Source organism: Flavimaribacter sediminis (assembly GCF_019492055.1).
GTDB classification, from domain to species: domain Bacteria; phylum Pseudomonadota; class Alphaproteobacteria; order Rhizobiales; family Rhizobiaceae; genus Flavimaribacter; species Flavimaribacter sediminis.
The window spans coordinates 909,456-936,068 of the sequence record NZ_JAICBX010000002.1 but is presented as its reverse complement, the minus strand read 5'-3'; the positions used below and the strand labels follow the sequence as shown (position 1 = coordinate 936,068).

The following is a 26,613-nucleotide window of genomic DNA, read 5'->3' as shown; positions in this document are numbered from 1 at the left end:
CAAATGTCAAATTTAAAGCTCCACTAGAAATTCATCCAGCTAGTGTCCTGAAGTTTCCGACATTTGCTGCAGGACGAGCATCATTGGGATGCAAATGTCGGAATCGGACCGCTAGTGCGCAGTGTCGAAACGGCCGATTCGGACGCCGTAGTGGACGGCTAGGCCGTAGTCCGGGTCATCGTCGGAATCGATCATGAGCTGACCTGCTTTCGAGAGCAGCGCATGACAGTCGCGCGACAGGTGTCGCAATTCCAGACGGATGCCCGCCGCTTCGTATTTGGAGGCAAGCGCTTCAATCGCCTGCAGCGCAGACTGGTCCGCCACCCGCGATGACTTGAAGTCGACGATGACGTGGTCGGGATCTTCGTCAGGCTTGAAGAGTTCCTGAAAGCCGGCTGCAGAACCGAAGAACAGCGGTCCCTCGATGCTGTATATGCGGGCGTCGTCCGTATCCTCGACAGTCGCCCGGATCCGCGTTGCGTTGCTCCACGCATAGGCGAGCGCCGATATGATCACGCCGGCAACCACCGCGATGGCGAGGTCCGTCAAGACGGTGATGATCGTCACGAGAATGATAACGGCGGCGTCGATGCGCGGGACGCGCGTGATGATCGTAAAGCTCTTCCAGGCGAAAGTGCCGATCACCACCATGAACATCACGCCGACCAGAGCAGCCAGCGGGATTTGTTCGATCAGCGATGAAGCGAACAGGATGAAGCTCAACAGTAAGACGGCCGCCGTTATGCCGGACAGCCGTGTCCGCGCTCCGGATTCGACGTTGATCATCGACTGTCCGATCATCGCGCAACCGCCCATGCCGCCGAAGAATCCTGTCACTACATTGGCTGCGCCCTGCGCCACGCATTCCTGTGACGCGCCGCCGCGCGTGCCGGTCTTCTCGCCGACAAGGTTGAAGGTCAGAAGGCTTTCGATCAGGCCGATCGCGGCGAAAATGATCGAGTAGGGCAGGATGATCTCGAGCGTTTCGAGTGTGAAGGGGACGGACGGGATGGCGAATTCAGGCAATCCGCCGGCAATCGACGCCATGTCGCCGACGCGGGGAACCGGAATGTCGAAACCGATCACCACAGCGGCCACAACCAGAATAGCAGCCAGCGGCGCCGGAACCAGACGGGTCAGCCGCGGCACGAAATGGATCACGGCCATCGTCAAGGCGACGAGGCCCAGCATGTAGACAAGCGGCAGTCCGCTGATCCACGTCTTGGCGCCGTCGGGGCCTGTGACCTTGAATTGGCTGAACTGCGCCAGGAAGATGACGATCGCGAGCCCGTTGACGAAACCGAGCATGACCGGATGCGGCACGAGCCGGATGAATCGGCCGAGCCGGAAAATGCCGGCCACGATCTGCAGCAGCCCCATCAGGACGACGGCGGCGAACAGATAATTGACGCCATGGCTGGCGACAAGCGAGACCATGACGACGGCCAGGGCCCCCGTCGCGCCCGAAATCATGCCCGGACGGCCTCCGAAGACGGAAGTGATCAGACAGACAATGAAGGCTGCGTAGAGGCCGACAAGCGGATTGACGCCTGCGACGAAGGCAAAGGCGACGGCTTCGGGCACGAGGGCGAGAGCGACGGTCAATCCTGAAAGGAGTTCGATGCGGACGCGATCCGGATTCAGGGGAAACTGGTCCTGGTTTCGCATCCTGCGTATTGGCATGCTGATGGCTGCGTAGGCTGGCTTGAGCAAAAAATCGTCCAAATGTGGGTGAGGGAATTTGAGGTTTCGGGCGCACCTTATTGCACCGCACAAAAAATGGCTACCTTGAAATTTGCCCTGCAGGGCTCCCATGCAGTTATGAATAGTGGAAATGGTCGTTGACTCCAAGTGTGATCACACATATCACTACAGCATGACAGAACATATTCAGGTCGCCGAAACCGGGTCAGCGCCCGCCGGTTTGCACGGCAACGCCATTCCCCGAAACCCGGGCATGCCGCTGGAGCTCGATTGGGTCAACGAGGTCCGTATCAACACGTCAGCCGTCGAAAGGCGCTGTACGACGCTCTCCGGGCGGCGGTCCGTCAAAAAGGACGCCCAGGCGGGTTGGTTGCTGAAAGCAGTCACCTGCATAGATCTCACGACGCTGAATGGCGACGATACGGCCAACCGCGTCAAGCGGCTTTGCGCCAAGGCGATGCGCCCGATCCGGCCGGATATCCTGGAGGCGCTTGGCGTCGCTGACCGGCGTATTTCAACCGGCGCCGTTTGCGTTTATCACCGTTTCGTCGCGACCGCCGTCGAGGCACTCGAAGGCAGCATGATTCCGGTCGCGGCTGTTTCCACCGGATTTCCGGCTGGTCTTGCCCCGCATGACACGAAGGTCCGGGAGATCGAGGCGTCAGTCGCCGACGGCGCGGGGGAGATCGACATCGTGATCACCCGCGAACATGTGCTGACCGGCGACTGGAAAGCGCTCTACAATGAGATGCGGGATTATCGCGCGGCTTGCGGCGACGCGCACGTCAAGGCGATATTGGCGACTGGCGACCTCAGGACGCTGCGCAATGTCGCCAAGGCGTCTCTGGTCTGCATGATGGCGGGCGCTGATTTCATCAAGACGTCCACCGGCAAGGAGAGCGCCAACGCAACATTGCCTGTCAGCCTCGTCATGCTGAGAATGATCCGCGAATACCAGGCGCGCACCGGCCAGTTGATCGGGTTCAAACCGGCCGGAGGAATTTCAACGGCCAAGGATGTGCTGGCCTACCAGATCCTGATGAAAGAGGAACTGGGCCGGCGCTGGCTGGAGCCGGATCTCTTGCGCTTTGGAGCCTCATCGCTGCTGGCCGACATCGAACGTCAGCTTGAGCATCACGTCACTGGCCGCTACTCGGCCTTCAACCGCCATCCGATGGGCTGAGGACAAGTATCATGTCAGTAGCGGACTATCTCGACAGCATGGATTACGGACCCGCCCCGGAAGACGACGGCAACGCGCGCAGCTGGCTGGCGGCGCACAACGAGCGATTCGGGCATTTCATCAATGGGCGCTTCACCGAGCCGAAAGCAAAGAGCTTCGACACGATCGAGCCGGCGACCGGAAATATACTGGCTACCGTCGCGCTCGGCGCCGACGCCGACATTGACGCAGCGGTCGCGGCGGCGGCGAAAGCCCAGTCGTCCTGGCAGGCGATCGGCGGAAAGAAGCGCGCGCGTCACATCTACGCGCTCGCCCGCATGGTTCAGCGCCATGCGCGGCTGTTCGCCGTGCTTGAGGCGCTCGACAACGGCAAGCCGATCCGCGAAACCCGCGATCTCGACGTCCCGCTGGTCGCGAGGCATTTCTATCACCACGCCGGCTGGGCGGAACTGCAGGATACGGAGTTTTCCGGTTACCAGCCGATTGGCGTTATCGGCCAGATCATTCCGTGGAATTTCCCGCTCCTGATGCTTGCCTGGAAAGTTGCGCCGGCGCTGGCGCTCGGCAACACGGTTGTGCTGAAGCCGGCGGAATCGACGCCGCTCACCGCACTGCTCTTTGCAGAGCTTGCCTCGAAAGCGGGCCTGCCGGCAGGCGTGCTCAACGTCGTGACCGGCGACGGATCCACCGGCTCCCTGCTTGTCGGACACGACAAGGTCGGCAAGATCGCCTTCACCGGTTCGACGGATGTCGGCCGCAGGATTCGCGCTGAAACCGCAGGCAGCGGCAAGTCGCTAACGCTCGAGCTTGGGGGCAAGTCGCCCTTCATCGTCTTCGACGACGCTGATCTCGAAAGCGCCATCGAGGGAGTCGTGGACGCGATCTGGTTCAATCAGGGTCAGGTATGCTGCGCAGGCTCGCGGCTTCTGGTGCAGGAAAGTATCCATGATCGCTTCATCGAGCGGCTGAAGCAGCGTATGACGACGCTGCGCGTCGGCCATCCGCTCGACAAGGCGATCGACATGGGCGCCGTCATTGAGGAGCGCCAACTCGCACGCATCCGGGCGCTGGTCGCAAAAGGCGTCGAGGAGGGCGCGACTGCGTTTTCGCCGCCATTCGAGATGCCCGAAGACGGGTATTTTCATCCACCGACACTGCTGACAGGCGTCGAACCGGCCTCGACTGTCGCGACCGAAGAGATCTTCGGGCCGGTCATGGTCGCAATGTCGTTCCGCACTCCGGACGAGGCGGTCGCGCTCGCCAATAACACCCGCTACGGGCTCGCGGCCAGCATCTGGAGCGAGCAGATCAGTCTCGCGCTCGACATAGCTCCAAAGCTGAAGGCCGGTGTGGTTTGGGTCAACGCCACGAACCTGTTTGACGCCGGCGTGGGTTTCGGCGGCTATCGCGAATCGGGCTACGGCCGCGAGGGCGGTCGCGAGGGTGTGTTTGAATATCTAAAACCGAAAGCCTTTGCGGCGCGCAAACCGCGCAAGCCTCTGCCGCCTGTTCCTGAAGCAGACGCCGACGCGAGCTTCGAGCCAATGGCGATCGACCGCACAGCCAAGCTTTTCATCGGCGGCAAGCAGGTCCGTCCGGATGGCAATTATTCGCTGCCCGTGATTTCGCCGAAGGGCAAGATCATCGGAGAGGTCGGCGAAGGAAACCGCAAGGACATTCGCAATGCGGTGGAAGCCGCCCGCAAGGCCGAAGGTTGGGGCAAGGCGGCCACGCATCTCAGAGCCCAGATCCTATACTATCTGGCCGAGAATCTCGCCGTTCGCGAAAAGGAATTCGCAAGCCGGCTTGTTGATATGACCGGTGCGCGCAAGAGCGAGGCGGAGAAGGAAGTGGCCGCTGCAATCGAGCGTCTTTTCACATACGCCGCCTGGGCCGACAAATATGACGGCGCGGTGCATTCTCCGCCGTTGCGCGGCGTCGCTCTCGCCATGAACGAACCAGTCGGCGTCGCCGGCGTCGTCTGTCCGCCGGAGGCGCCGCTGCTGGGTTTCGTAAGCCTTGTCGCGCCGCTGGTCGCAATGGGAAATCCTGTCGTCGCCGTTCCCAGCGAACGATACGGATTGATGGCGACCGATCTCTACCAGGTGCTGGAGACGTCCGACGTGCCGGCCGGGGTCATCAATATCGTGACCGGTGGTTCGGAGGCGCTGGCGAAAACACTTATCGAACACGCCGACGTCGACGCCGTCTGGGCCTTCGGATCGATGGAGCTGTCCGAGATGGCGGAAGCCCTGTCCGTCAGCAACATGAAGCGGACCTTCGTCGACAATGGCCTCGCTACCGACTGGTACGACGCCGCCCAGGCCGAGGGGCGTGAATTTCTGCGCCAAGCCGTCCAGATCAAGAACATCTGGATTCCCTATGGGGAGTAGGTCCGAACTGATTTCGACCGGGCTCGAGACGGTTGAACGGACCACGCTGCAGGACCAGATCTACCGGCAACTGCGCCAGCGCATCATGTCAGGCTTCTATCTTCCCGGTCAGTCGCTGAGCCTGCGCTCGGTTGCCGAAGCCGTCGGCGCGTCTGTCATGCCGGTGCGCGATGCACTGAGACGGCTTGAGACGGAAAATGCGCTCGTCGCGGGTCACAACAGGGCGCTGGAAATCCCCCGGCTGGACAGGGCTTCCTTGCGTGAAATCGGGCAAATGCGGATCGCGCTCGAGGGGCTTGCCGTCGAGCGGGCCGCCGCGTCGATCGGGAGCGACGATATAGAAACGCTTCATCGTTTGTGCAGTGAAATGGACACCGGGATCGCGGACGGCGACACCGAAGCCTATCTCACCGCAAACTGGGCGTTTCACAGCCACATCTATCGCGCAGCGCCGGCCGAGATGTTGCTGCCCTTCATCGAAAGCCTCTGGCTTCGCATGGGCCCCTGGTTTCGTGTCGTCGCACTCGACCGTTCGCATCTCGACCGGGCCATGATTTTCCATGGGGCAATCGTCGATGCGCTTGCGCGAGGCGATGTCGCTGCAGCGCGGGAAGGCGTCGTCGGCGATATCGAGGCAGCGGTTTGCGATCTCGAAAAGTGGCTCGGCGAAAACGGCCACTGATCACTCGATCTCCAACTTGTAATGCGGGAACCATTTTGGCGAGAAAGGTGTTTTTCTCCTGAAGGAGTTTAAACAATGCGCACTCGTACATTGATCGCCGCAGTCATCGCACTGCCCTTGAACGCCGTTCTTTTCGGAACAGGCGCTGCAATCGCCCTTTCCCTGCCGTATCCGGAAGAATATCTGAAATACGTGCTGCCCGCCGTGATCCTTTTAAGTCTGATCGTGACAGTTCCCGTCGCATGGAAGCTGGCGCCGCGTTTGAGAGTACGGAACGACTATTATCCTGCGCTGTTCAAGAAGCCGTCGTGACTATTGAGGCGCGCTCTGATCGAAATCCCGGGTGTGTCTTAATCCGCCGCTGTAGTCGATTTCCATGGATGGTTTGCCGGGCGTAATCAGGGTCGCCTCGCCTTCTTTCAGCCCGCTCTTCCAGGTCGCCTTGAGTATTCGTCGGTCCGGGTAGGCAAGAACGCCCGGACCATGTCTTTCGCCCTTGTTCCAGGAGCCGGAATAGCTGAAGCCGTCCGGATAGGTCTCGAAGCCGTTTCCGTCGCGCAATCCCGCCTTCCAGCCTCCGGAATAGTAGGGTTTGCCGGAACCGATCAATCGCCCGTCTCCGTGAAATAGCCCGCGCTTGAAACTTCCGAAATATTTGCTGCCGTCGGCAAGTTCCAGCTGGCCGTCCCCATCGGCGCGATCGTGACGGAATTCGCCACGGTATCGATACGCGCCGTTAACTTCGAGAACGCCGGATCCCCTCCATTTGCCAAATCGGTATTCGCCGGAATAGCTGCCCCAGTCCGCGCGCTCTTTTCCGCGACCATGCTTTCTGTCGCCTTTCCACGTTCCCTCATAGATCCCGTCATTGACAGTTATCATCATCCCGGAGCCGTCGCGGCGTCCTTTCTTCCAGTAACCGTGATAGGTGTCGCCGTTTGGCCAGATCATTGTTCCAAGGCCGTACGGGACGCCATCGCTGAGGTCGCCCGAATATCGGCGTCCATCCTCGAAGGTCACTGTTCCGGGCGTCGGTCTGGCAACGGGAACAGGCACGATGCTTGGGGTCGCAAATGTGGCCGGGATTGTTTTTTGTTCGAATTCAATTCCGGTTTCCCTGGCGGATTTCTTGTCCAGCCATTTCAGATCGTCCGCGTCGGCTTCTGTGACGAACAGCGTCGCCTCATGCCCGAAGCCAAGTCCGGTCATATAAAAACCGACGAGGGCGTTGCCCTGCGCTTTTCGCGTATTTTTGTCGTAGGAATTGTGGAACCCGACCCGCGCTCCGTCCTGAATGTAGCGCTCGACGCCGCCGAGCCAGATCAAACCGCATGATGAGGCGCATCTCCCCTCGGCATAAGTGTCGAGCCCCCTCTCGCGTATTGCGTTTCCGATGCGGAGCGCGACGTAGGTTCTACCGCCGTCGGACGCCAGCCTGACCAGTTTTGGAGGGCTGCTTTTCGCGCTATCGAGAATTTCGAGAAACGCGTCGGCGTCGCCAACCTCGATATCGCCGGTGATTCGGATCTGATTCCCGGCGAGCGTAATATCCGCAGCGTACACCGTTCCGGAAGCACATGCCGTCACGATCAGCGCCAGCAACGCGCCAATGATCCGGATCGGCGAAAATCCGGGACGGATTTCAAAGTTCGCAGACATGTTCAGCCGTGAACACATTGATCTTTCTCTTGTTCGACAAGATGCAGCCGTCGGTGAAAACGCCGGACCCGCGCAGTTTGCCGGCGGCGTCGAAATATTCCGCGTCACCGTTCGGCAAGTCATTCGCGAATTGTCCAACGACGCGCCCAAGCCTTGGTGAATCATATTCGCCTTTGCCGCTCCGCATGCCCTTGACCCAGCCGCCCTTGTAAACACTGCCGTCGGCGTAGAAGTAGGAACCGTGGCCCTGTCTGTAGCCATCGACGAACTCTCCGGAATAGCGGTCGCCGTTTGCCGGGTGCGCGCCTTCCCAGCGTTCGGCGCCGCGACCGCTGATCTGCCCTTCACTGGTTTGTCCGTAGTAGATGTATGCGGCGGGTTTTCCATTGAGGGTGAATGACACTTTCAGGGTCCCGATCCCGTCAACATAGCCGCCTGTGCATGATCCGCTCCATTCGAGCGACGCTTGTGATCGGACGACTGGCGTCCAGACTCTGCAGTTTTCGGCGTCCGTGGTTTGCCAGCCGGCTTTGCTGGCGCCGCGCCGGCCATGGATTTGGCTGATCAGGTCTGACGGAACCTTGCCTTTCTCGATCAACCCGTAGTCCCGCGCAAAAGCGGTGACTGCTCTGCGCGTTCGCCCCCCGAAGCGCCCGTCAACAATGCCCGCTTCGTAGTGAAGCGCGTTGAGGCGCTTCTGCAAGGCGGCGATTTCAGATTTGTCCAGCCCGGCCGTGACCGATCCGATTGCGACGAATTCGATTTCCTCACGCCCGTCGCCCTCCCCCGGTTCCCCGTCGCCAGTTAGCTTGTCATTCTCCCAGACGCCGGCGATGACAGTCCCGTCCTTGCGCTTCAGGACGCCCGGTCCATTCTTGCGGCCATTTACGAACCATCCGGAAAAGCGAACGCCGTCGGGCCTGATAAGGACGCCGCTTCCTTCCGGTTTGCCGTCCTTCAGCGTCCCTCGATATTCCGTTCCATCCGCGAGTGTCGTGCGGGACGCGGTTTGCGTGGTTTTCGCCAAACCGCGGCGGTCGATTTCGGGAGGCGCGCTGCTTTCGTCCTTGACGCGGTTCAGCGTAACCTGTGTCCCCTCGTCCCAAATTCCCTTGAAGACATCGCCGTCCGCCGTTTCCAATGTTCCACGGCCATGCATCTTCCCGGCCTTGAAACGGCCGATGAACCGGTCACCGTCAACGGATTCCACAGTCATCGGTCCGTGCGGCCGACCATTCAGGAATTCGCCGGAATAGACATCGCCGCTCCTGGTGACGAGCACGCCGGTTCCATGCGGCGCGCCGTCCCGTTCCTCGCCCTCGTAGCTTTGATAATCCGGTCGAAACGGCGTAACGGCGGCAGGCGTGGTCGTCTCAGCGGGTTGCGCGACGGCGTCGGCTGGTGGGAGCGGGACAACAAACACTGACGGATCGCCGGCGCTCTTTCCGCGCCGTGCCTCAAGGACGACGGCGATGTCGGAAACGTCGAGCGCCAGTCCTGTCAGATACTGGATCAGAACGATCGACCGTCTGGAAACCGTCTCGTTGTCTGCATTGTCGGAAGAGAAGGCCAGGCTGCCGCCTTCCGGCAGTGTGCGATACCGCCCGGCAAGCCAGATCAGGCTACACAGATTTGAGCAGTCATCAAGGCCGGTGGTTGTGGTCAGTTCCGCTTCACGAATCATCGTTCCAATTGCTATTGCGGCGTCGAAATCTCCCGATGTCACGTTGACGACAATCGGCGCGGACCTGTCAGCGGAAGCTGTGATGGCGCGGAACCGCGCCAGGTCGCCTTTAAAGACAGATCCCGAGTAGACGATATTTCCGTTTGTGATGTCGAAATCGCCGGCCAGTGCGTAGGCGTACGCTGAAGACAGCCAGAACAGTATACCGAAAACGCGAAGAAGCATCAGTTGCGGGCATCGTGTAATTGTTCAATTATTCCGGGATACTTGCAGTTTTGCGCGCCGCCCACAAGTTGCTTGATGATCATTGGTAGTAAAAAAGAAGAATTGTCCGGAACTGCAAAGAGCGACTGGCTAAGTCCGTCCACCGGCGCTATGTACGATCCGTTTTCCTAAGCGGAGAGTTCGGATGACGTCATCACGCCGTACATTTCTTTTGCTTGCCGGCGCGGCCGTCTTGCCGGTTTCGGGGTGCCTGTCCCTATCGGACGCTGATGTGCGCGACGTCCCGGTCAACGCCGGCGCGGCGGCCTCGGCCATCAATGGCTACAGGGCGAGCAGAGGGCTGCCGCCTCTGCAACATGACCCCCGGCTCGACGCGGTCTCGGCCGATATGGCGCGCCATATCGCCCGCAAGGACAGCATGAACACCCGCGCGCACAGCGCCAGAGGTCTCTCGTCGCGACTGGATGGCGCGGGTTACCCGACCTATGCCGGCGCGGAAAATCTGGGCGCAGGCTATACGTCGCTCGGCCACGCCATGGATGGGTGGAAGGGATCGCGCGACCACGACAAGAATCTTTTGAACCGCCATGTCACCCGTTTCGGTATCGCAAGGGCTTCGCGGCCTGATGGGCGTTACCGCAATTTCTGGGTGTTGACGCTTGCCCGCCCGACATCCGACGGGCGTCCGACGGTCTGAGAATTCAGGACGAATAAGTGATCGCGTTGAGCGCCACGCCGCCGGCCGCGGCGACCAGCACGACGATCCATGGCGGTGTCTTCCATGCGGTCAACAGCACGAAGCAGGACAGCGCCAGAGCAAAATCGTAAGGGCCGTTGACCGCTCCAACAAAAACGGGATTGTAGAGCGCTGCGCCCAGAATGCCGACAACCGCCGCGTTGGCGCCGCGCATCAGGGCCTGCGCGCCAGGGCGCTTTCGAAAACTGTCCCAAAAGGGCAGGACGCCAACCAGCAGCAGGAAGCCCGGAAGGAAGATCGCCACGAGAGCGATCGCGGCGCCGGCGACGCCGTGCGGTTGCGGGCCGAGAATTGCGCCAAGATAGCCGACGAAGGTGAAGAGCGGACCGGGGACCGCCTGTGCGGCTCCATAGCCTGCGAGAAAGTCGTTGCGGCTGACCCAGCCATTTCCGACGATCTCGGTTTCCAGCAACGGCAGCACCACGTGGCCGCCGCCGAAGACAAGGGAGCCGGCGCGATAGAATGCGTCGAATACGGCAAGGCCCTGAAGCAACGCGGACGCCGCCAGGATCGGCAGGATGACCAGCAGTACCAAAAACAGTACGATCAGCAGCGCGCCAACCGTCCGCGGAACCTTGAATTCGATGTGATGTGAGATCGCTTGCGGTCGATCCCGGCACAACAGCATGCCGCAAGCCGCTCCTGCGAGTATTGCGACGACCTGTCCTGCAGATCCCGCAACAAAGATCACGATCAGAACGGCGCCGAGCGCAATACTGGCTCGCGTACGATCCGGGGTAAGCGTTCTGGCCATGCCCCAGACGGCTTGCGCCACAATCGCAACCGCCACAAGTTTGAGACCGGCGATGACGCCGTCTCCGATCATACCCGACAGAAAGGCGGCGCCATAGGCAAAGCAAATCAGAAGTATCGCGGAGGGCAGGGTAAAGGCGGCCCAGGCCGCGAGTGCGCCTAGCGCTCCGCCGCGAAACAGTCCGAGAGCAAAACCCACCTGGCTTGACGCCGGACCCGGAAGAAACTGGCAGAGCGCGACAAGGTCGCCATAGGCCTTGTCGTCGATCCATTTTCGTCTTGTCACCAGTTCATCGCGAAAGTAACCGAGATGCGCGATCGGTCCGCCAAATGATGTCAGCCCGAGCTTCAGAAATGCCGTGAATACTTCGCCAGCGCTGCCTTGCTCCGTCCGCATGGTCGATGGTTCCGTCACTTTCTGGTCTCTCCTTGCCGAAGATGCTGTCATTGCGACGACAATGCTGCGAATTTAACAGGCTATGATGTCATAGTGTTGTTTGGCGAAGCTCTGTGACAGGCCTGTGTCGGAGTTGGCGGTCATTCATTTCAGTCGCGCGGGGATGGTCGGGGATCTCCATGCCGGCGCAGGCGGAATGCAATAATTGTCGTATTTGGGCTGGAACGGGTTCGCAATCAAAACTATGGTCTGCCCGGTGAACCTGACTGCGATAGAAAAGGCGCCATGAGGGCGGCCGCTTCCCGCGGGTTGACGCCGGAGCCTGAGTAATTGTGCTTGTTGCTGGAGAGAACGCCGATGACGAACCGCTTCAATTGTTCCCGGAAGTTGCTGGCTGCTTCAGCGGTCCTCGGCGCTGTCGGATTGGTGGCGCTTGACGCCCATGCCGCGTGCAGCAGCAATCCCGCGCCGGGCGTCGACTGGTCGGATTGCCGCAAACGCAACCTGATACTGAGTGACACCGATCTGTCGGGAGCCAATATGAGCGGGTCGGAGTTGATCTCCACGGATCTTCGCCACACCAACCTGAACGGCGCCAATCTCGAAAGGGCCGATCTGCTCCGCACGGTGTTCCACGGGTCAACTCTGGTTGGAGCCGACTTCACGAAGGCCGCGGGATACCGGGCTGACTTCTCAAATACGGATTTGACGGACGCGAATTTCGAAAAGTCCGAGATGCAGCGGACGGATTTCACTGCAGCGACACTTGTCAACGCCAATTTTTCCAAGGCGTCGCTCGGGCGCGCCCGTTTCAACGACGCAAAGATGGAAAACGTCGATTTTGATTTCTCGATCCTCGCTCGGGCGGATTTCCGAGGCGCTGCGATGTCGGGCTCGATCAATTTCAGCAACGCCTTTGTATATCTCGCGCGTTTTGAGGGCGTGGATCTCACAAACGCGGAAGGCCTTGCCCAGAGCCAGATCGACATGAGCTGCGGCGATGCGAAAACCGTCCTGCCCAACGGGCTCGATCCTTCCTCGACCTGGCCCTGCAGCGACGACGACTAGTAGCCCAAAGGGTCGAGTCAGTATTGACCTGCATGAGCCGGACAAATCGCTTTGCAACTTGAATCGGATTTCAGAACGGATACGGAATCCGTCGGTGTTTGCTATGTATAATACTATATATGAAATGCGTAACTATTGACATTGTTAACAATTCGGCAATAGAAAGTTTAGCCGAACTAAAACCACCAAGTTTGGCCTGGATTGGAGATTGTTGAGGCGCATCTCCAATCCTTCCCGTTTTTCAGAAATCTTCTTTAAATACCTGATCTGCGCATATCTCTGCAGGCTTTGACGTTATCGACCGTCCTGTCTCGGCCTAGCAAACTTGTTTCGTTTCGACGTTTCTTGCGCCTTGATCTTTTTTCTTTGTGCTATCGCCAACTCTTGTGCGGCCGCGACTTGCTCACGGCTCCAGTCAGGAATTGACGCTCCCTCTCTCTGAAGCAGAAATTCAAACCATTCCTGGGCCACAGCTTCCGCGCCGAAACTGCTGAGATGAACCCGGTCCCTTTCATAGGCAAGGGGATAATTGTTGCGTGTTACGGTCCAGACGTCCGGCCCGGCCGTAAAGGCCTGCGGGTTTTCTCGGGCGAGTTCATCTAATGCGTAGCGCTCATTGTAGATCTCGGGCTCCATCGCTTTTTTATAAACATGGGTCGCGAGAACCACCTGGTCGGCGCCGGTGCGCAGCAGCAATTCGTGATACTTGCGCAGCACTGACGATCCGACGCGAATCCTTTCTTTATCGTCAGAGTTGCGGATACCTGTCCTGCGACGGGGTCCGAACGACCATTGAAGCGATTGTTGGGCGAGCACCACGACAGGCCTGTCGCCTCCGGACGCAATCGCTTCTTCTATGCGCCGCCAGCTTTCTTTCGGCCTGCCGGTTCTCACATCCATAAGCTTGGCGATCGGTGTCGAGGCAATGACGGCGGATCTGACTTCGATGATCCGTTCGCCGTCATGGTAACGGTCAAGTTTTCTCTGGAGAATGTGTGGCCATACGGACGAGGTCGAGTATCCGCTGACCACCAGTAGCGTTGATTTGCCGGAAAAAACACGTGGCGTTTCAGCATTGGCGGCTGCAGACATGACAATGCTGGCCGTAAGCGCGAGCAGAAGAAGGTGCGATAAAAGGGGCATTTCTGTCCGGTGTTCACGAAGAGCGCAAGTCAGGCGTAAATCAGGAATAGCCCGTGAATTCGAGCATCCTACCAATGCCGGTAGTGAATGACCTATCGTGTCGCGTTCTTGCCTCTATCCGGGTTGAGTTCCTCGATCTCGTGCGCGGGCATGGGTTTGCCAAAGAGAAACCCCTGGCCGAACTGAAATCCCGCCGTGCGCAAAAGCGCCGCCTGATTCTCATTCTCTATTCCCTCGGCCGTCGAATGCTTGCCTAGATTGTTGGCGAGCGCAGCGATCGTGCTTGCGATTATCGAAGCCTGTCGATCCGACTCGATTCGGCGAACGAATGACCGATCGATCTTGATCTTGTCGAAAGGAAATTGCTGCACATAGGTCATCGACGAAAACCCGGTTCCGAAATCGTCGAGCACGATGTTGACGCCTATTTCGTCGAGCGCGTGCAATTCCTGAATGGTGTTGGGCGATGCGTGCAGCAGGGTCGTTTCGATGATCTCGATATCGAGCCGATCGGGATCCATGTCCAGTGTCGTCAGCAACTGGTCGATCTGTTTGACCACGACGCCGTGGCCAAACTGTCGCGGCGACACGTTGAGCGCAATTCCAAGATGATGCGGCCATGTCGCAGCTTCCCGCAATCCTGTCTCGATAACCCATTCGCCGATTTCGTGTATCAGCCCGAAATCCTCGGCAAGCGGGATGAATTCGTCGGGACGCATGACTTCGCCATTTTCGCCGCTCAGCCGGATCAGCGCTTCATATCCCACACGGCTGTAGTCGGAAAGATCGACCACCGGTTGGTAGTGGAGTTCGAAGTCCCTTTCCTTGACCGCAGTGTGGAGCGCCAGCAAACCCTTCTTCTTCCGCGTCAGCTCTGTCGCGATTTCTTCGTCGAAGAAGCGATAGGAGCCGCGACCGGACTCTTTCATTTTGTAGAGCGCGCTGTCTGCCTTGGAGACCAGAGTTTCTGCGGTGTCCTTCGGATCATCCATCATTGCGATTCCGATACTGGCGGTAACCTCGATCGAGAGTCCTTCCAGTTGGAAGGGGCGTGTTACCTTCCGAACAATGTCCGCCGCCACCGTTTCCAGCCGCTTGCGATGTGTGTCGGCGCGTTTGAATAGAATTGCGAATTCGTCGCCGCCCTGCCTTGCCACCAGGCTGGAGCGGCCGGCGCAATTCTTGATGCGTTCCGCCACCGCTTTCAGCAACTCGTCGCCGATAATATGCCCAAAACTGTCATTGATGGGCTTGAACCAGTCGATATCGATGAGCATCAACCCGATGTAAGACCCGCGATCCCTCGCCGTCGCAATGGCCCCTTCAAGTGAATTGTTGAGCAGCGATCTGTTTGCCAGACCCGTCAGCGTGTCGTGGTTCGCTGCGTGTTCGATCCGTCTTGAAGCCTCCTCTTTATCGGTGACATCGGAATATGTCGCAACCCAGCCGCCTCCTGGCATTGGCGCATAGGTCGCGTTTACGCTCCTGCCATTTCCAAGCCGGTAATTGAAGGATGTCGTCGTGCCGGCTGCAAGATGTTCATTGAGACGGTTTGTGACTTCGCTTTCCCGCACGTTGACGCTGCCCCGACGTATTTCATTCCGTAGAATCCGGCGAAAATTCATGCCCTTTTCGACTTCGCCAGCCGGTTTGTCGAAAATTTCGATGTATCGCCTGTTCCAGAGCCTGAGATCCCCATGATTGTCGAATACGCACACGCCTTCATGCATGTTCGCCAGTGTGACGGCGAGTTCCTCCTCGGCTTCCCGCGCAAGCCGCTCTGAATCCCTCAGCTTCATCTCGTCGTTCTTGCGGTTGGTTATGTCGCGGAAAGAGCCGAAGAGACGCACGGGTTTGCCGTCCACACAAGCCGCCTTGCCCACGGAATGGACCCAGCGCTCGTTGTTGCGGGCAGTGATGAAGGGAAGTTCGAGATCCCAGCTTTCTCCTTTCTCGACGGCCCGGTTTATGGCTTGCTCGAGAATGGCTCGGGCTTCCGGCGCATAAAACTCTATCGCCGACTCCAGCGTCGGAACGTAATCTTCGTCGACTTCGTGGATTTTTCTCGTCTGCTGGGTCCAGATCGGCTCCATGTCATCCAGGAACAGCTCCCACCCGCCCACTCCGGAAACGGTGGCGATTTGTTCAAACAGGTCCGATTGCCGATTCGCGGCCAGCTTCTGCGACTGTCCGAATTGTTGGGCGTCGCGCGCTTCCACCTCGTTTTCGAAAGTGTGGACCAGCCCTTCCACGATTTGACCCAAAAGAGTAAGGCGCTCTCGCTCCCGGTCGGAAAAGGTGCGCGTCACGACATCCTTTACGCAGATCGCGCCAAGCAAATGCCCATCGGACAACCTGATCGGGTAGCCGGCGTAAAAGCGGATATGCGGCGGTTTCACGACAAACGGATTGGCGCGGAAGCGCGCGTCCGCCGTCGTGTCTTCCACCACCATCAGCTTTCCATGGGTCATGGCGTGGCTGCAGAACGAATCCGCGCGCGGGATGGATTGAAGGTCGAAGCCGCACGTCGCCTTGTTCCATTGCACGTGTTCGCCGATGACGGAAATAAGCGAAATGGGACAGGAGAACAGATCCGCCGCAAGGCGCACGACGGCGTCGAAATAGTCGGACCGCCTGGAATCCAGGATCCCGAGATATTCTATTTTCTCAAGGCGAGTTTTTTCGTCAAACACATCGGCGCGCGTGCTGGAGGCTTTTTTTGACGCCATTCCCTAATTCTATCCTGTCTATTGACCAACGATGACTTTGGACTTCGAAGGTAATTCACAGCGAATGAGTAAATACTTAAGGTGTTCCTCCCTGATAAATTGTATCAGTTGAAATTGATACTTCAAGAAATAGCGCCAAAGCGCTTCGTTTGCCGCCTGGCGCGCTCCGTTGGCCCGGTTGCGGCGTTTTCGTCCCGCAGCGGTGGCGCCGGTCGCAAAATTTGTGCTCTAAACTTTTAATTCAATTGTTTTGTCTACAAACGCCGTAACCGATCCGGAGCGGCATAATGGCAAATTCACTGTTTTCATCGTGTGTTTCAATATCGATGCTCGGGCGCATGGTCCGATTATTCGTTGCGGTTGCGACGATCGCGTTGTTGACTGTCTTCCTTGGTTTCTCCGCGTCCCGCGCTCAGGAGTTGAAGGTGCCCGATGCCGATGCCGGCGTCAGTCAATCCGATCTGCATTCCTATCTGCTCGGCAATCCCATATCGCCGCCGGATACGACCAGCCCGCGCGCGACGCTTGAAAGTTTCATCATCATTATGCGGGAAGCCAGCCGCATCTGGCGGCACGTACGAGATGAGTTTGACCAAAGCGATCGGCCGTTTCTGACGGATGAGGAGAGACTGGAGATCAAGTATGTCCTTGCGCTCATCGACAAGGCCGCGATGGTGTTTAATCTCGAAGAGATCCCGCTGACAGCCCGTGACAGGACGGCGATCGAGACTGTCCTGCAGTTCCAGGAAATTCTCGACCGGATCTATATTCCGCCGATGGACGACATACCGGGCGCTTCCGCCGGCAGCTTCCTGCACTCGTCGGCCCGCGCCGATTTGCCGGAAAGCTGGATCATCCCGAGCACCAACATCACGATCGCGCGCATGGACCAAGGCCCCAGAAAGGGCCACTATCTGGTCACCGCCGACACCGTAGAACAGATCCCGGACGATTATGAGGTGGTCAAGTATTTTCCGGCAAAGGTCGATTCGGGCGAGGATCTCTATGACACTTATATTTACACGCCGGGGCAGATCGTGCCGCCCCAGTGGTTCGACCTCGTTGAACTTGGGCCGGAATGGCTGCAGAATCGTTATGGCGGACAGGCTTACTGGCAGTGGCTCGGGCTGATTCTGTTGTGCGTCACGCCGATTGCGCTCGCGCTGTCCTGGTATAGGCTCACACGATGGCGCGCTGTTTCTGTTTCAGCGAAGCGGCGCTATTTCGGACGACTGCTGGCGCCGACCTACATGATCCTGTGTGCTCTGGTGGTCCGATATCTGTGCGAATACCATATCAACATCACCGGCGAACTCATGCTGGCGGTCAGCACGATAAGCACGGCGTTCCTCTGGGGCGGACTCGCCTGGCTTTCCTTCAGGCTCATGGAGCTGATCTACACCTGGGCGATACGCAATCCGGCCCTGCCGATGGAAAGCCTGGATGCGAGTTTGCTGCACACGGGGTATCGCATCCTGAGCATGGTGATCGCCGTGGTGATCGCCGGTTACGGGGCGACGCGCATCGGAATACCGGTATACGGCGTTATCGCAGGTCTTGGCGTTGGCGGCATCGCCATCGCGCTTGCGGCGCAGCCGACGATCGAGAATTTCATTGGCGGCGTCATTCTTTATGCGGACCGCATGGTCAGGGTCGGGGAGTTCTGCGAGTTTGACGATCTTTCAGGCACGATCGAGGCGATCGGAATCCGCTCGACCAGATTGCGCGCCCTCGACAGAACGGTGATTACGATCGCCAATTCGGACCTGGCCAAACGCAAAATCGTCAATTTCAGCCGCAGGGACCAGTTTCGACTGCGGCACGATCTCGGCCTCCGCTATGAAACGTCGCCCGACCAGATGCGCGATGTCCTCATGAAGATCCGTCAGTATCTCGAGGCGCACCCGCTTGTGCAGGAAGGTTTCCGGGTCCGCTTCAAGGCGTTCGGCGAATACGCCCTGATTGTCGAGATGCATGGATATGTGTCCGCGTCCGACCTTGTGGAGTTCCTTGGCGTTCAGGAAGAAATTCTCCTGCGGATCGCAGAAATCGTAAGAGACTCCGGCTCTGGCTTCGCAATGCCGTCCACCACAACCTATCTGACCCGGGATCAAGGTGTGGACGCAGAAAAACGTGAAGCCGCCGAGCGTCATGTCGCCAACTTGCGCGCCGGGAACGCCCTGCCCTTCCCAGATCCATCGCAACAGGAAGACACCGGACCGTTCGAGGATGTATGGCCGCCGCAGGGTAGTGTGGCGCGTAGGAAAACAGAAGAAAGTCAGGCCTGACGATCAAATCAGGCGGCTTTGGAATAGTCCGCCACGGCCGGCGCGAAGGCAAACTCCGTGCGATTACGGCCTTCCTGCTTTGCGCGGTAAAGAGCGCGGTCGGCGAGACGCAGGGCGGTCAGAAGGTTGATCCCGTTTCCATCCCAATGTCCGCCTATGCTGGTCGTTACCGGCAGGGCGTCGCTGTCCAGCGTGACGCGAATGGCGCATACGGTCTCGCGAAGCCGCTCGGCGACCTGACGCGCCTCCACTTCAGATGTCTCCGGCAGCACAATGACAAATTCCTCACCGCCAAACCGGGCCAAGACATCGCTCTTTCTGACGCAGGACTGCAATTGCTTCGCAACGGAAACCAGAACGCTGTCTCCCGTATCGTGCCCGTAGGTGTCGTTGATCATCTTGAAGCGGTCCAGGTCGACGACAAGAACCGCGCCCGCGCTGTTCAGGGTCTTCTCGGGCAGATGGTCGATGATCCTCGTAAATCCTCGACGGTTTAAAAGGCCTGTCAGCGGATCTGTAACAGCCTCGTCCTGCATTCGCCCGTACCGGAAGGCAATGATCCTTTCCCGCTCCAACAGGCCGCCGAACAGCATCGCGCCGATCAGGTTGAATGCGATGACAAAGGGGCTCGCCACCAGGAAGATCCGCAGCATCGCGTCTCGGGGCAGCAGCACGATGCCGATGAGGGCGAAAGAAATCATACCGCCGAGCAGCAGCAGATAGCCCGGATGATAGTGCACCTTGTCTCTGACGATATAGGACCAGGCGTATCCGGCGCACCAGGCAATGGTCATGGACAAAACTCCGGCCTCAACGCCCGGGCCGCCGAGATTATATCTGGCCGAGATCGCCACGAGCAACGCCGGAACGCCGCCCCACAGACCTAAAAAAGCCGCCGACAAACCGATGAAAAGGTTCCGAGGGTCAACGACTACGCCGTCAGCGATCGGAATAGGATTGTTCATCGCCATTGTCGCTGCAATGCCGAACAGGAGGCCCAACCCAACGCGGCTTAACTTCTCCGAACGGTCAAATGGAAGTGATATGCCGAATGCAACTGCAAGAAGGGCCATCGTGCCGAAGCTGTAAATATATTTTATTGCAAATTCCACCTGGCGCTCCCGTACTGCCTTTTTAATGCTTAATCGGGAACTATTACTAAAATTTTTATTGCTGCCGGTTTGTTGGAAATTGGATAATTATTGTTAATCAGAGGTTATTTGACGAAAATAATCGAGAAGTATTAGACATCATACGCGCCGTTTTTCTTCCACTGGCGGTGAGGAAAATTTTTCGGCGACTTATACGCGCAATGATCGACATTTTTTCTTCAAAAAGGTAACGGCAGCCCTCATGAGCTATGGCTCGAGATCATAAGGCATATGTTTCATGCGCAGGAAACAGAACGGCGCGATTAGTTGGGGCGCTTGTACATCATCAGCAGTTCTTCACTGCCGTCTATGAAGACATGTGGACGCATCAGGACGTCGCGTTGAATAAGCGGGCGCCATCCCTCCCGTTGCCTGCGCCGGATGCTGTCCATATCGGTCCAGTGGAGTTTGTACCCGGAATTCTCTGCGTCTCGAAAGGCGCGTTCGTTCCGGATGGCGGTCAGGGGCTCAATGATCTTTGCGTCCGCTTTTCTCCAGTCATGCCACAAATGCCGCACCAGGCCGACAATACCCTTGGAATCCATTCCCGAAGCTCCGCGTCAACTATGCGTCTCTATCGAATTTCCCACGCTCGCGCCGGCGATATTCCAGGGTCTTCCACAACGCTTCGCCGACGGCGGATCGAAAACCAGACACGGGCCTGCGCTGTCAACCCCGAAAGTCTCGCCGAAGAGTGAGCGAGGAGACAATTTTTCGCAAATCGGCGTTGTCGCGCGTCATTTGGGGATCAGGACGAACCTGCGCAATGGCGCAGGAAACTGTATCAATCGAGTGGGTCGGGTCTGGATTATCAAGCCTTGCTGGTAGAAACTGCCGATCATGAAGGTCTTCCGTATCAAGAATGTCGCCTGTCGGGATCACGGAATGCGGCGCCTGAAGCTGGCCGTTTGCATGGTGTTCATGCTGTCGGTCATGTCGCCCGCCAGCGCAGGCGGTTCGGCGGCCCAGACCTGCCTGTCAGTCAATCGCGATCTGTCGCTTGGAACGCGGCTGCCACGACTGGCTGCCCGAATCGAGGCCGGCGGGCCGGTCAGGATCGTCGCGATTGGGTCGTCTTCGACGGTTGGTCTGTGGATGGCTCGGCCCTCTTTGACCTACCCACAGGTCATGAAGCGCGAGCTCGAAACCCTGTGGCCGGGGATCGCGTTCGAGATCGTCAACAGTGGTCGCGTCGGCGATACGATTCCGGGAAACATAAAACGTTTTCGGAAAGGCGTGTTCGCTCATCGACCGGATCTGGTGATCTGGCAACTGGGTACCAACGATATCGCATGGGGCGGTAATATGGACGGGGTGAGGGAAGAAATTGACGCCGGCGTCGCAAGCCTGAAAGCGACCGGAGTGGATCTGATCCTGATGGATCTCCAGTATGCGCCGCAGGTGCTGGCGTCGCCGCATCACGCCGCCATGGAGGTCCTTATCCGCGTTGCTGCATTGCAGGAGGGCGTCGGTCTGTTCTCGCGCTTCGAAGCGATGCTCAAAACGGTGCAGGCCGGTGTTTCGGACAGGGCGCTGGTGGCGCTGGACGGTCTCCACAATTCCCGCGACGGATATGATTGCATCGGTCGTTTGCTGGCCCGCGCGATTTATGCCGCTGCGCAGGAGTGACGGAAAATTCGTTCGCGCAGTTCCACGTCGTGAGGGTGAAATTGTCTATTACAGCGTGTAGAGGCTGATGGAGCTGCGCTGGTCCAAGGGGAATGTGGCGGCGCAAGTGTGAAACGTAATATTCGTAGTCAGAAGATTGCATGAAATCGACGTTGTTTCTGGCCGTCACGGCTCAATTGGTCGCCTCATTTGCTGTTCCCGCATTCGCTCAGACGCCATTGCCCGAAGGGGCGACTTACAGCCAAGACGCCAAGCCGCTGAAATCCTGTGCGCCCGTCGACAATCCGGGAAACACGGCTTTCGACGTGACCGATCGGGCCGCTATCGACAATCTGATCTACGCATATTCCTTTGCCTGCGACAATTTCGAGACGAAGACGTGGTTCAGGCTGTTTACCGACGACGTGACATGTGTCGCCGGAACGCCGGGTCAGAAAGCAATCGCCTTTCAGGGCATGGTTTCCGAAAATTCTGGCGGGAACGCATGGACGCCTTTCGGACATCCGGCAATCAGAGCCGACATCTCATGTCGAACATACTTTTTCTGGACCAGACCGCTGACACGGCTCACGTCTGCGTCGTCGGTCAGCTGACCAATTTCGCGGATGGTAAGATGTTCAGCGCCGTATCGAGCCTGAAGTATGAGTGATGGCTGGTCAAACGCGCTGATGGCTGGAAGATCAAGTGCTGGCACGATTTTCCGTATTCAATCGTGCCGCAATACTTTCAGATATTTGCGGGTAGAGGAAACCGTCAATCAGCTGTATCCACACAAAAACCCCGCCGACCGTTGAGCTTGGTCGTCGACATACGATCACGACATCAAGCGCCTGGCGCTTCGTCAGGCGATCGCGACGATCCCGAGCACCACAAGGATGAAGATCACCAGGACAATTCCGATCAGGATCTTGGCGCCGGTCAGCGCTGCGCCGGAAATAGTATTGAGCCCCAGCAAGCTGGCCACGGCTGCCACGATGAGCAAGATCAGGATCCATTTCAGCATTTGCATCGACCTTTTTGTTTCGGATGACTGCAAACGCATAGCCGCGGCGTAGGGTTCCATCGTCTTTCCGAATTACACGCGGCGTACGCTTTGAAAATGCGTACGCCGATCGGACATCGTTCAGGCGCCCGCGATCAGGCCGGGATCAGGCCGCCGTCATGGTTTTGCGGGTAGAGCGGAGCGATCTCGCGCTTTGCCGCCTTCGGTTTCCGGCCTTGCGAGGCCACCATGTCGAAGGCGGCGAGCAGGTCGCTTCCCTTCCAGGAACCGGAGACGTCGCCTCCGAATATGCGGGCCTCGAGTTTGCCGAGCTCTTTCTTTAAAGATTCGGCGTCCGCACATCGGATCGTGTCGACGTCATAACCAGCGGCAAGCGCCCACAGGCCGAACTGGTGATAGGCCTGCGAAGCGTCGCCGCGACGGCAGGCGTCACGGAAGGCGCGGGCGAATTCGGCGATCTGCTTTTCCCGCCGGCGAGCGGCCGTTTCAATGGAGCCGCGCTTGCTGCGGGCGGTACGGGCGACGGTTTCCGCAAGGGCGGGAGCAGCCGCTGTGCGGCGACGGCGGATCAGGGCGATCGCCAGCGCCACAGCCAAAAGGAGGGCCACGCCGGCGCCGGAGACATAGCGCCAATCCGCCTGTTCGGCGAGAGCGACCAGGCTCGCGTCCCGCATCGGGGGAGACTGGTTACCGGTTTGCGATGCCGAAGCAGCAGGCGTTGAAGCTGGCGTCGATGTGTTTGAGACTCCGCCACCGACCTCGATCGTCTGTGCAGGCAGAACGGATGTCTTCTGTTCGCCAGCCACCGTGTCAAACCAGCCAACCTGGATTTCAGGCAGGGTGACGGAGCCGTCGCGCGTTGGCACGACCGATAACATATATTGCTTGATTGCGGCTGTTCCCTTGTCCGTATCCGTCGAGCGATCGTCGACCCTGTCGACATAGACGCTGGCGCCATCGACATCCTGGAAGTCGATATCAGGCAGCATCTCCTTCGACGCGCCGAGTGCGACGATCTGGACGATGCGGGTCACAGCTTCGCCAACCTGGAAATCGGGATGGTCCGGCTGCCAGCTCTGCTTCAGGTCAACCGCCTTGGCCGGCAGAAACCAGTCAGACTGGCCGGCCGGATTGGCCGCGACGTCGATCTGAATTGTGTTGGAGCGCGCTGTCACCGATTTCGTCGGAGAAAAGAAATCGTCGAACATGCTGCTGCCAAATCCGGAAAATCCAAACTGCTGTCGCATCTGCGCGAAGCCGGAATTGTCGCCGAAGGGCGAGCGGCGCCCGTTCGGGTCATTCACCGCGCCTCGCAGGAGGAGCGGACCAAGTGTGAAATTGCCGCTCTTCTGCGGCTTGACCATGTAGTCGCGCTCGATGACGCTGACCGGCAGACCGTTGCGCGTCATCTGGCTGACCTTGTCCTCGCCGCGCCGGGTGATGATGAGATCCGGACCGGAGAGATCGGACAGCTGCGCGCTGCGCAGGCCGCCGGAAGCGGTGATGCGGACCGTGACCGGGATCTCCTGCTGGACGTAGTAGGGGCCGGGCGCCGCGTGCATGTCGACCTCGACGCCGGACTGCGCCAGGCTGGTCTTTGGCAGGCTGGCTGCATCGACAACTTCGACAAGGATCGGATTGCTCTGCTCTGAGCCGACCTTGATCGCGGGAATTTCGACTTTGCCGGGAGATTTCGACGTCAACGTCACGGTCCAGCCATGGTTCACGGTCGTGCGGCCGTTGATGATGCTGGTCTGCGACGTCTGTCCGGTTCCCTCGACGGTAAAGTTCCTGGAGAGTGGCCCGAGATCCGGCTGCGCGTTGCCCGAGGCGCCCTCGACCTGGATCGAGAGCTGGAACGGTTCGCCCTCGATTACCTGGTTCTGGCTGACGGAGGTCCGGATTTCTGCTTCGGCTGGAGCAAACGAGGCCGAGACGATCAGCGCTGCGATAGCGGCCGAGGCGAATTTTCCGCCGGGAGCAAAGACTGGTTTCATCACTACATTCCTTCCTTGGGCGTCTATTTCAGGGTTGCGTAGTACTGGCGGATCCGGGCTCTGAGCAGGCCGGACGGGTCGTCGGGCACGCTGCGCAGCAGCTGCTCATTTGCCTGGTCCTTCTCGCTGAAGCCATGCGCCGAAGCCTGTTCGGTTGGCGTTTCGTCTGTCGGTTCGCCACCGCCGCCGCCATTGCCCTTCAGCAATTCGTCCATGGCTTTGCGGAAGGCGCTACGATCGTCACGCTGGTCGCCCGACTGCGCCTGCTGTTCCTGCTGTTGATCCTTTTGGCTGCCAGCCTGCTGTTGCTGCTGCTGGTCCTGCTGACCGCCGGCTTGCTGTTGCTGCTGTTGATCCTGCTGGCCACCGGCCTGCTGTTGCTGCTGCTGGTCCTGCTGACCGCCGGCTTGCTGTTGCTGCTGCTGATCCTGCTGGCCACCGGCCTGCTGTTGCTGCTGCTGGTCCTGCTGGCCACCGGCCTGCTGTTGCTGCTGCTGGTCCTGCTGACCGCCGGCTTGCTGTTGCTTCTGCTGGTCCTGCTGACCACCGGCTTGCTGTTGCTGCTGTTGATCCTGCTGGCCACCGGCCTGCTGTTGCTTCTGCTGGTCCTGCTGACCGCCGGCTTGCTGTTGCTTCTGCTGGTCCTGCTGACCACCGGCTTGCTGTTGCTGCTGTTGATCCTGCTGGCCACCGGCCTGCTGTTGCTTCTGCTGGTCCTGCTGGCCTCCGGCTTGCTGTTGCTGCTGCTGATCCTGCTGCTGCTGTTGTTGTTTCTGCTGCTCCAGAAGTTTGGCGACCAGATCGCGGTTGTACTGTGCGTCCGCATCGCCCGGATTCTGCTTCAGAAAAGCGTCGTAGGAATCGAGCGCGGCCTGCAACTCGCCGGATTTCGCCAGCGCGTTGCCCTTGTTGAATCCTTCCTCGGAGTTTCCAGAGCCGGCAAAGCTTTTGGCCGCCGCCTGGTAGTCGCCGGCCTTGTACTGGGCGCTGGCCCGCCAGGCCGGATCTTCGAAGGTCGCGGCAGCGCTGGCGTAGTCCTGGTTGTCGAAGGCTCGGGCGGCTTGCTGGTTTGGCGTGAGCAGAAAATCCCGAATGCCGGCCGCGTTTGCCGGATGCGGCGCAGCGAAAGTCAGGCCGAACGCCGCGAAGGGGACGATCATCAGCACATTGCGCCGGAAGGCGAAGGGCGCCAGCCCGACGGGGATCAGAAGCAGCCAGTAGCCCATGTCAGCCCATCCGTCCGCCTTGAGTTCATCCTGCAGCTTTCCGCCGCTCTCGGAAACGGCCGTGGTCTTCGGCAGGATCCGGTCGAGGTCGGCGGCGCCGGGTGTGAGTTCGGCGAAGACGCCGTCCCCGTCAGCCGCAATCCGGCTCAGTTCCGCATTGTCGTATCTGGCCTGCATGGCCGCGCCATCGCCGGCGGTGATCGCCCGGCCGTTCGCTGTCTGCAGCGTCGCGCCGGAGTCGGCGCCGACGCCGAGCACGTCGACCTGGTAGCCCAGGCTTGCGGCCGCACTGGCGGCGCGGTTGGTTGCGTCGGGATCGGATCCGGCGTTGTCGGCAAGCAGGATGATGCGGCCGCTCTTCGCTCCGGCCTGGGTCAACAGGTCCGTCGCCAGCGCGACAGCGCGGTCAGGACGATTGCCAAGAACGGGCATCAGGCCGGTCGACAGTTCCGGCAGCATCTGGCGGATGACTTCGGCGTCGCCCGTCAGCGGAGAGGCCACAAACGGCCGGTCGGAATAAATGACCAGTCCGGTGTCTCCACCGTCCTGGCGCTCGAGAATGTCGCGCAGCTTGTGTTCGGCGCGCTTCAGGCGAGACGGCTTGACGTCGTCGGCGTTCATCGATTGCGCCAGGCTCAGGACCACAACGGCCGGTTCCTTTGCCTTGAATGTCGGCAATTCGATTTTCTCCCAGGTCGGGCCCGCCATCGCAATCGTGGCGGCGACCAGGCCAGCGCCAAGCGCTGTCGGAAGCCAGCGACTGCGGCGCGACGAGCCGTCCTTGACCGTCAACACCGCGAGCAGGTGCGGATCGACAAGCTTGCGCCAGGCCGAGGCGTCGCCGCTCGAACGCATCCGGAAAGCGAGAACAACCAGGGCTGCGGCCGGAATGAGCAACAACAGCCACCACGGGCGGAGGAAGAAGAATTGCGAGAAATCCAT

General features: G+C 59.3%; 20 protein-coding genes. 9 read left to right on the top strand and 11 right to left on the bottom strand.

The window, feature by feature from the left end; translation table 11 throughout:
* Positions 1–111 precede the first annotated feature (111 nt).
* Positions 112–1,683 (bottom strand): SulP family inorganic anion transporter, encoded by a 1,572-nt coding sequence (locus tag K1W69_RS12625; RefSeq protein ID WP_220228699.1) that lies wholly within the window; start codon positions 1,681–1,683, stop codon positions 112–114.
* A 274-nt stretch (positions 1,684–1,957) separates the two neighbouring features.
* Between K1W69_RS12625 and deoC the strand changes: the two genes are divergently transcribed.
* From deoC to K1W69_RS12605, 4 genes are all read left to right on the top strand, one after another.
* A complete protein-coding gene (gene deoC / locus K1W69_RS12620) occupies positions 1,958–2,887 on the top strand; it encodes a deoxyribose-phosphate aldolase (RefSeq protein WP_258571098.1) in 930 nt (309 codons plus the stop codon).
* 11 nt (positions 2,888–2,898) lie between these two features.
* Positions 2,899–5,280 (top strand): aldehyde dehydrogenase family protein, encoded by a 2,382-nt coding sequence (locus tag K1W69_RS12615; protein WP_220228697.1) that lies wholly within the window; start codon positions 2,899–2,901, stop codon positions 5,278–5,280.
* Positions 5,270–5,962 carry a GntR family transcriptional regulator gene (locus K1W69_RS12610; RefSeq protein WP_220228696.1) on the top strand — a complete coding sequence of 231 codons (693 nt, stop codon included), beginning with the start codon at positions 5,270–5,272 and terminating at the stop codon, positions 5,960–5,962. The genes K1W69_RS12615 and K1W69_RS12610 overlap by 11 nt, the downstream gene beginning before the upstream one ends.
* A gap of 75 nt (positions 5,963–6,037) precedes the next feature.
* Entirely contained in the window at positions 6,038–6,274 is a 237-nt protein-coding gene (locus tag K1W69_RS12605; protein WP_220228695.1) for a hypothetical protein, read from the top strand.
* Here K1W69_RS12605 and K1W69_RS12600 read toward each other — a convergent pair whose 3' ends face one another.
* Together K1W69_RS12600 and K1W69_RS12595 are read right to left on the bottom strand one after the other, a co-directional pair.
* Positions 6,275–7,621, bottom strand: coding sequence for a hypothetical protein (locus K1W69_RS12600; protein ID WP_220228694.1), 1,347 nt, complete (start codon positions 7,619–7,621; stop codon positions 6,275–6,277).
* A complete protein-coding gene (locus K1W69_RS12595; protein ID WP_220228693.1) occupies positions 7,605–9,530 on the bottom strand; it encodes a peptidoglycan-binding domain-containing protein in 1,926 nt (641 codons plus the stop codon). Before K1W69_RS12595 ends, K1W69_RS12600 begins: the two co-directional genes overlap by 17 nt.
* Before the next feature lie 184 nt (positions 9,531–9,714).
* On the opposite strand from K1W69_RS12595, the gene K1W69_RS12590 reads away from it, so the two are divergent.
* Complete coding sequence (locus K1W69_RS12590; protein ID WP_220228692.1) at positions 9,715–10,227, top strand: CAP domain-containing protein; 513 nt, start codon at positions 9,715–9,717, stop codon at positions 10,225–10,227.
* 4 nt (positions 10,228–10,231) lie between these two features.
* Here K1W69_RS12590 and chrA read toward each other — a convergent pair whose 3' ends face one another.
* On the bottom strand, positions 10,232–11,437 hold the full coding sequence (chrA, locus tag K1W69_RS12585) for a chromate efflux transporter (RefSeq protein ID WP_220229322.1): 1,206 nt from the start codon (positions 11,435–11,437) through the stop codon (positions 10,232–10,234).
* Between the two features lie 357 nt (positions 11,438–11,794).
* Between chrA and K1W69_RS12580 the strand changes: the two genes are divergently transcribed.
* On the top strand, positions 11,795–12,505 hold the full coding sequence (locus tag K1W69_RS12580) for a pentapeptide repeat-containing protein (protein ID WP_220228691.1): 711 nt from the start codon (positions 11,795–11,797) through the stop codon (positions 12,503–12,505).
* Between the two features lie 294 nt (positions 12,506–12,799).
* Here K1W69_RS12580 and K1W69_RS12575 read toward each other — a convergent pair whose 3' ends face one another.
* Both K1W69_RS12575 and K1W69_RS12570 read right to left on the bottom strand, forming a co-directional pair.
* Positions 12,800–13,648, bottom strand: coding sequence for a hypothetical protein (locus K1W69_RS12575; protein WP_220228690.1), 849 nt, complete (start codon positions 13,646–13,648; stop codon positions 12,800–12,802).
* A 92-nt stretch (positions 13,649–13,740) separates the two neighbouring features.
* Positions 13,741–16,377: an EAL domain-containing protein gene (locus K1W69_RS12570; RefSeq protein ID WP_220228689.1), complete on the bottom strand. Its 2,637-nt coding sequence runs from the start codon at positions 16,375–16,377 to the stop codon at positions 13,741–13,743.
* A 425-nt stretch (positions 16,378–16,802) separates the two neighbouring features.
* Between K1W69_RS12570 and K1W69_RS27315 the strand changes: the two genes are divergently transcribed.
* Entirely contained in the window at positions 16,803–18,665 is a 1,863-nt protein-coding gene (locus K1W69_RS27315; protein ID WP_220228688.1) for a mechanosensitive ion channel family protein, read from the top strand.
* A gap of 8 nt (positions 18,666–18,673) precedes the next feature.
* Here K1W69_RS27315 and K1W69_RS12560 read toward each other — a convergent pair whose 3' ends face one another.
* The gene (locus tag K1W69_RS12560; RefSeq protein WP_220228687.1) at positions 18,674–19,777 is read right to left on the bottom strand and encodes a diguanylate cyclase; all 1,104 of its coding nucleotides are present in this window, start codon (positions 19,775–19,777) and stop codon (positions 18,674–18,676) included.
* A gap of 302 nt (positions 19,778–20,079) precedes the next feature.
* A complete protein-coding gene (locus K1W69_RS12555; protein ID WP_220228686.1) occupies positions 20,080–20,361 on the bottom strand; it encodes a hypothetical protein in 282 nt (93 codons plus the stop codon).
* A 340-nt stretch (positions 20,362–20,701) separates the two neighbouring features.
* Between K1W69_RS12555 and K1W69_RS12550 the strand changes: the two genes are divergently transcribed.
* The gene (locus K1W69_RS12550; RefSeq protein WP_258571015.1) at positions 20,702–21,445 is read left to right on the top strand and encodes an SGNH/GDSL hydrolase family protein; all 744 of its coding nucleotides are present in this window, start codon (positions 20,702–20,704) and stop codon (positions 21,443–21,445) included.
* Between the two features lie 140 nt (positions 21,446–21,585).
* Positions 21,586–22,038, top strand: coding sequence for a nuclear transport factor 2 family protein (locus tag K1W69_RS12545; protein WP_258571014.1), 453 nt, complete (start codon positions 21,586–21,588; stop codon positions 22,036–22,038).
* Positions 22,039–22,286: 248 nt separating this feature from the next.
* On the opposite strand, the gene K1W69_RS12540 is transcribed toward K1W69_RS12545, so the two are convergent.
* From K1W69_RS12540 to K1W69_RS12530, 3 genes are all read right to left on the bottom strand, one after another.
* Positions 22,287–22,448, bottom strand: coding sequence for a DUF1328 domain-containing protein (locus K1W69_RS12540; RefSeq protein WP_220228684.1), 162 nt, complete (start codon positions 22,446–22,448; stop codon positions 22,287–22,289).
* Between the two features lie 134 nt (positions 22,449–22,582).
* Positions 22,583–24,445 (bottom strand): BatD family protein, encoded by a 1,863-nt coding sequence (locus tag K1W69_RS12535; RefSeq protein WP_220228683.1) that lies wholly within the window; start codon positions 24,443–24,445, stop codon positions 22,583–22,585.
* 23 nt (positions 24,446–24,468) lie between these two features.
* Positions 24,469–26,613 carry a VWA domain-containing protein gene (locus tag K1W69_RS12530; RefSeq protein WP_220228682.1) on the bottom strand — a complete coding sequence of 715 codons (2,145 nt, stop codon included), beginning with the start codon at positions 26,611–26,613 and terminating at the stop codon, positions 24,469–24,471.

What these genes read in the sequence shown, in the direction of transcription:
- K1W69_RS12625 (WP_220228699.1), bottom strand. Translation starts at nt 1,683, where the DNA reads ATGCCAATACGCAGGATGCGAAACCAGGACCAGTTTCCCCTGAATCCG.
- deoC (WP_258571098.1), top strand. Translation starts at nt 1,958, where the DNA reads ATGCCGCTGGAGCTCGATTGGGTCAACGAGGTCCGTATCAACACGTCA.
- K1W69_RS12615 (WP_220228697.1), top strand. Translation starts at nt 2,899, where the DNA reads ATGTCAGTAGCGGACTATCTCGACAGCATGGATTACGGACCCGCCCCG.
- K1W69_RS12610 (WP_220228696.1), top strand. Translation starts at nt 5,270, where the DNA reads ATGGGGAGTAGGTCCGAACTGATTTCGACCGGGCTCGAGACGGTTGAA.
- K1W69_RS12605 (WP_220228695.1), top strand. Translation starts at nt 6,038, where the DNA reads ATGCGCACTCGTACATTGATCGCCGCAGTCATCGCACTGCCCTTGAAC.
- K1W69_RS12600 (WP_220228694.1), bottom strand. Translation starts at nt 7,621, where the DNA reads ATGTCTGCGAACTTTGAAATCCGTCCCGGATTTTCGCCGATCCGGATC.
- K1W69_RS12595 (WP_220228693.1), bottom strand. Translation starts at nt 9,530, where the DNA reads ATGCTTCTTCGCGTTTTCGGTATACTGTTCTGGCTGTCTTCAGCGTAC.
- K1W69_RS12590 (WP_220228692.1), top strand. Translation starts at nt 9,715, where the DNA reads ATGACGTCATCACGCCGTACATTTCTTTTGCTTGCCGGCGCGGCCGTC.
- chrA (WP_220229322.1), bottom strand. Translation starts at nt 11,437, where the DNA reads ATGCGGACGGAGCAAGGCAGCGCTGGCGAAGTATTCACGGCATTTCTG.
- K1W69_RS12580 (WP_220228691.1), top strand. Translation starts at nt 11,795, where the DNA reads ATGACGAACCGCTTCAATTGTTCCCGGAAGTTGCTGGCTGCTTCAGCG.
- K1W69_RS12575 (WP_220228690.1), bottom strand. Translation starts at nt 13,648, where the DNA reads ATGCCCCTTTTATCGCACCTTCTTCTGCTCGCGCTTACGGCCAGCATT.
- K1W69_RS12570 (WP_220228689.1), bottom strand. Translation starts at nt 16,377, where the DNA reads ATGGCGTCAAAAAAAGCCTCCAGCACGCGCGCCGATGTGTTTGACGAA.
- K1W69_RS12555 (WP_220228686.1), bottom strand. Translation starts at nt 20,361, where the DNA reads ATGGATTCCAAGGGTATTGTCGGCCTGGTGCGGCATTTGTGGCATGAC.
- K1W69_RS12550 (WP_258571015.1), top strand. Translation starts at nt 20,702, where the DNA reads ATGCGGCGCCTGAAGCTGGCCGTTTGCATGGTGTTCATGCTGTCGGTC.
- K1W69_RS12545 (WP_258571014.1), top strand. Translation starts at nt 21,586, where the DNA reads ATGAAATCGACGTTGTTTCTGGCCGTCACGGCTCAATTGGTCGCCTCA.
- K1W69_RS12540 (WP_220228684.1), bottom strand. Translation starts at nt 22,448, where the DNA reads ATGCTGAAATGGATCCTGATCTTGCTCATCGTGGCAGCCGTGGCCAGC.
- K1W69_RS12535 (WP_220228683.1), bottom strand. Translation starts at nt 24,445, where the DNA reads ATGAAACCAGTCTTTGCTCCCGGCGGAAAATTCGCCTCGGCCGCTATC.
- K1W69_RS12530 (WP_220228682.1), bottom strand. Translation starts at nt 26,613, where the DNA reads ATGGATTTCTCGCAATTCTTCTTCCTCCGCCCGTGGTGGCTGTTGTTG.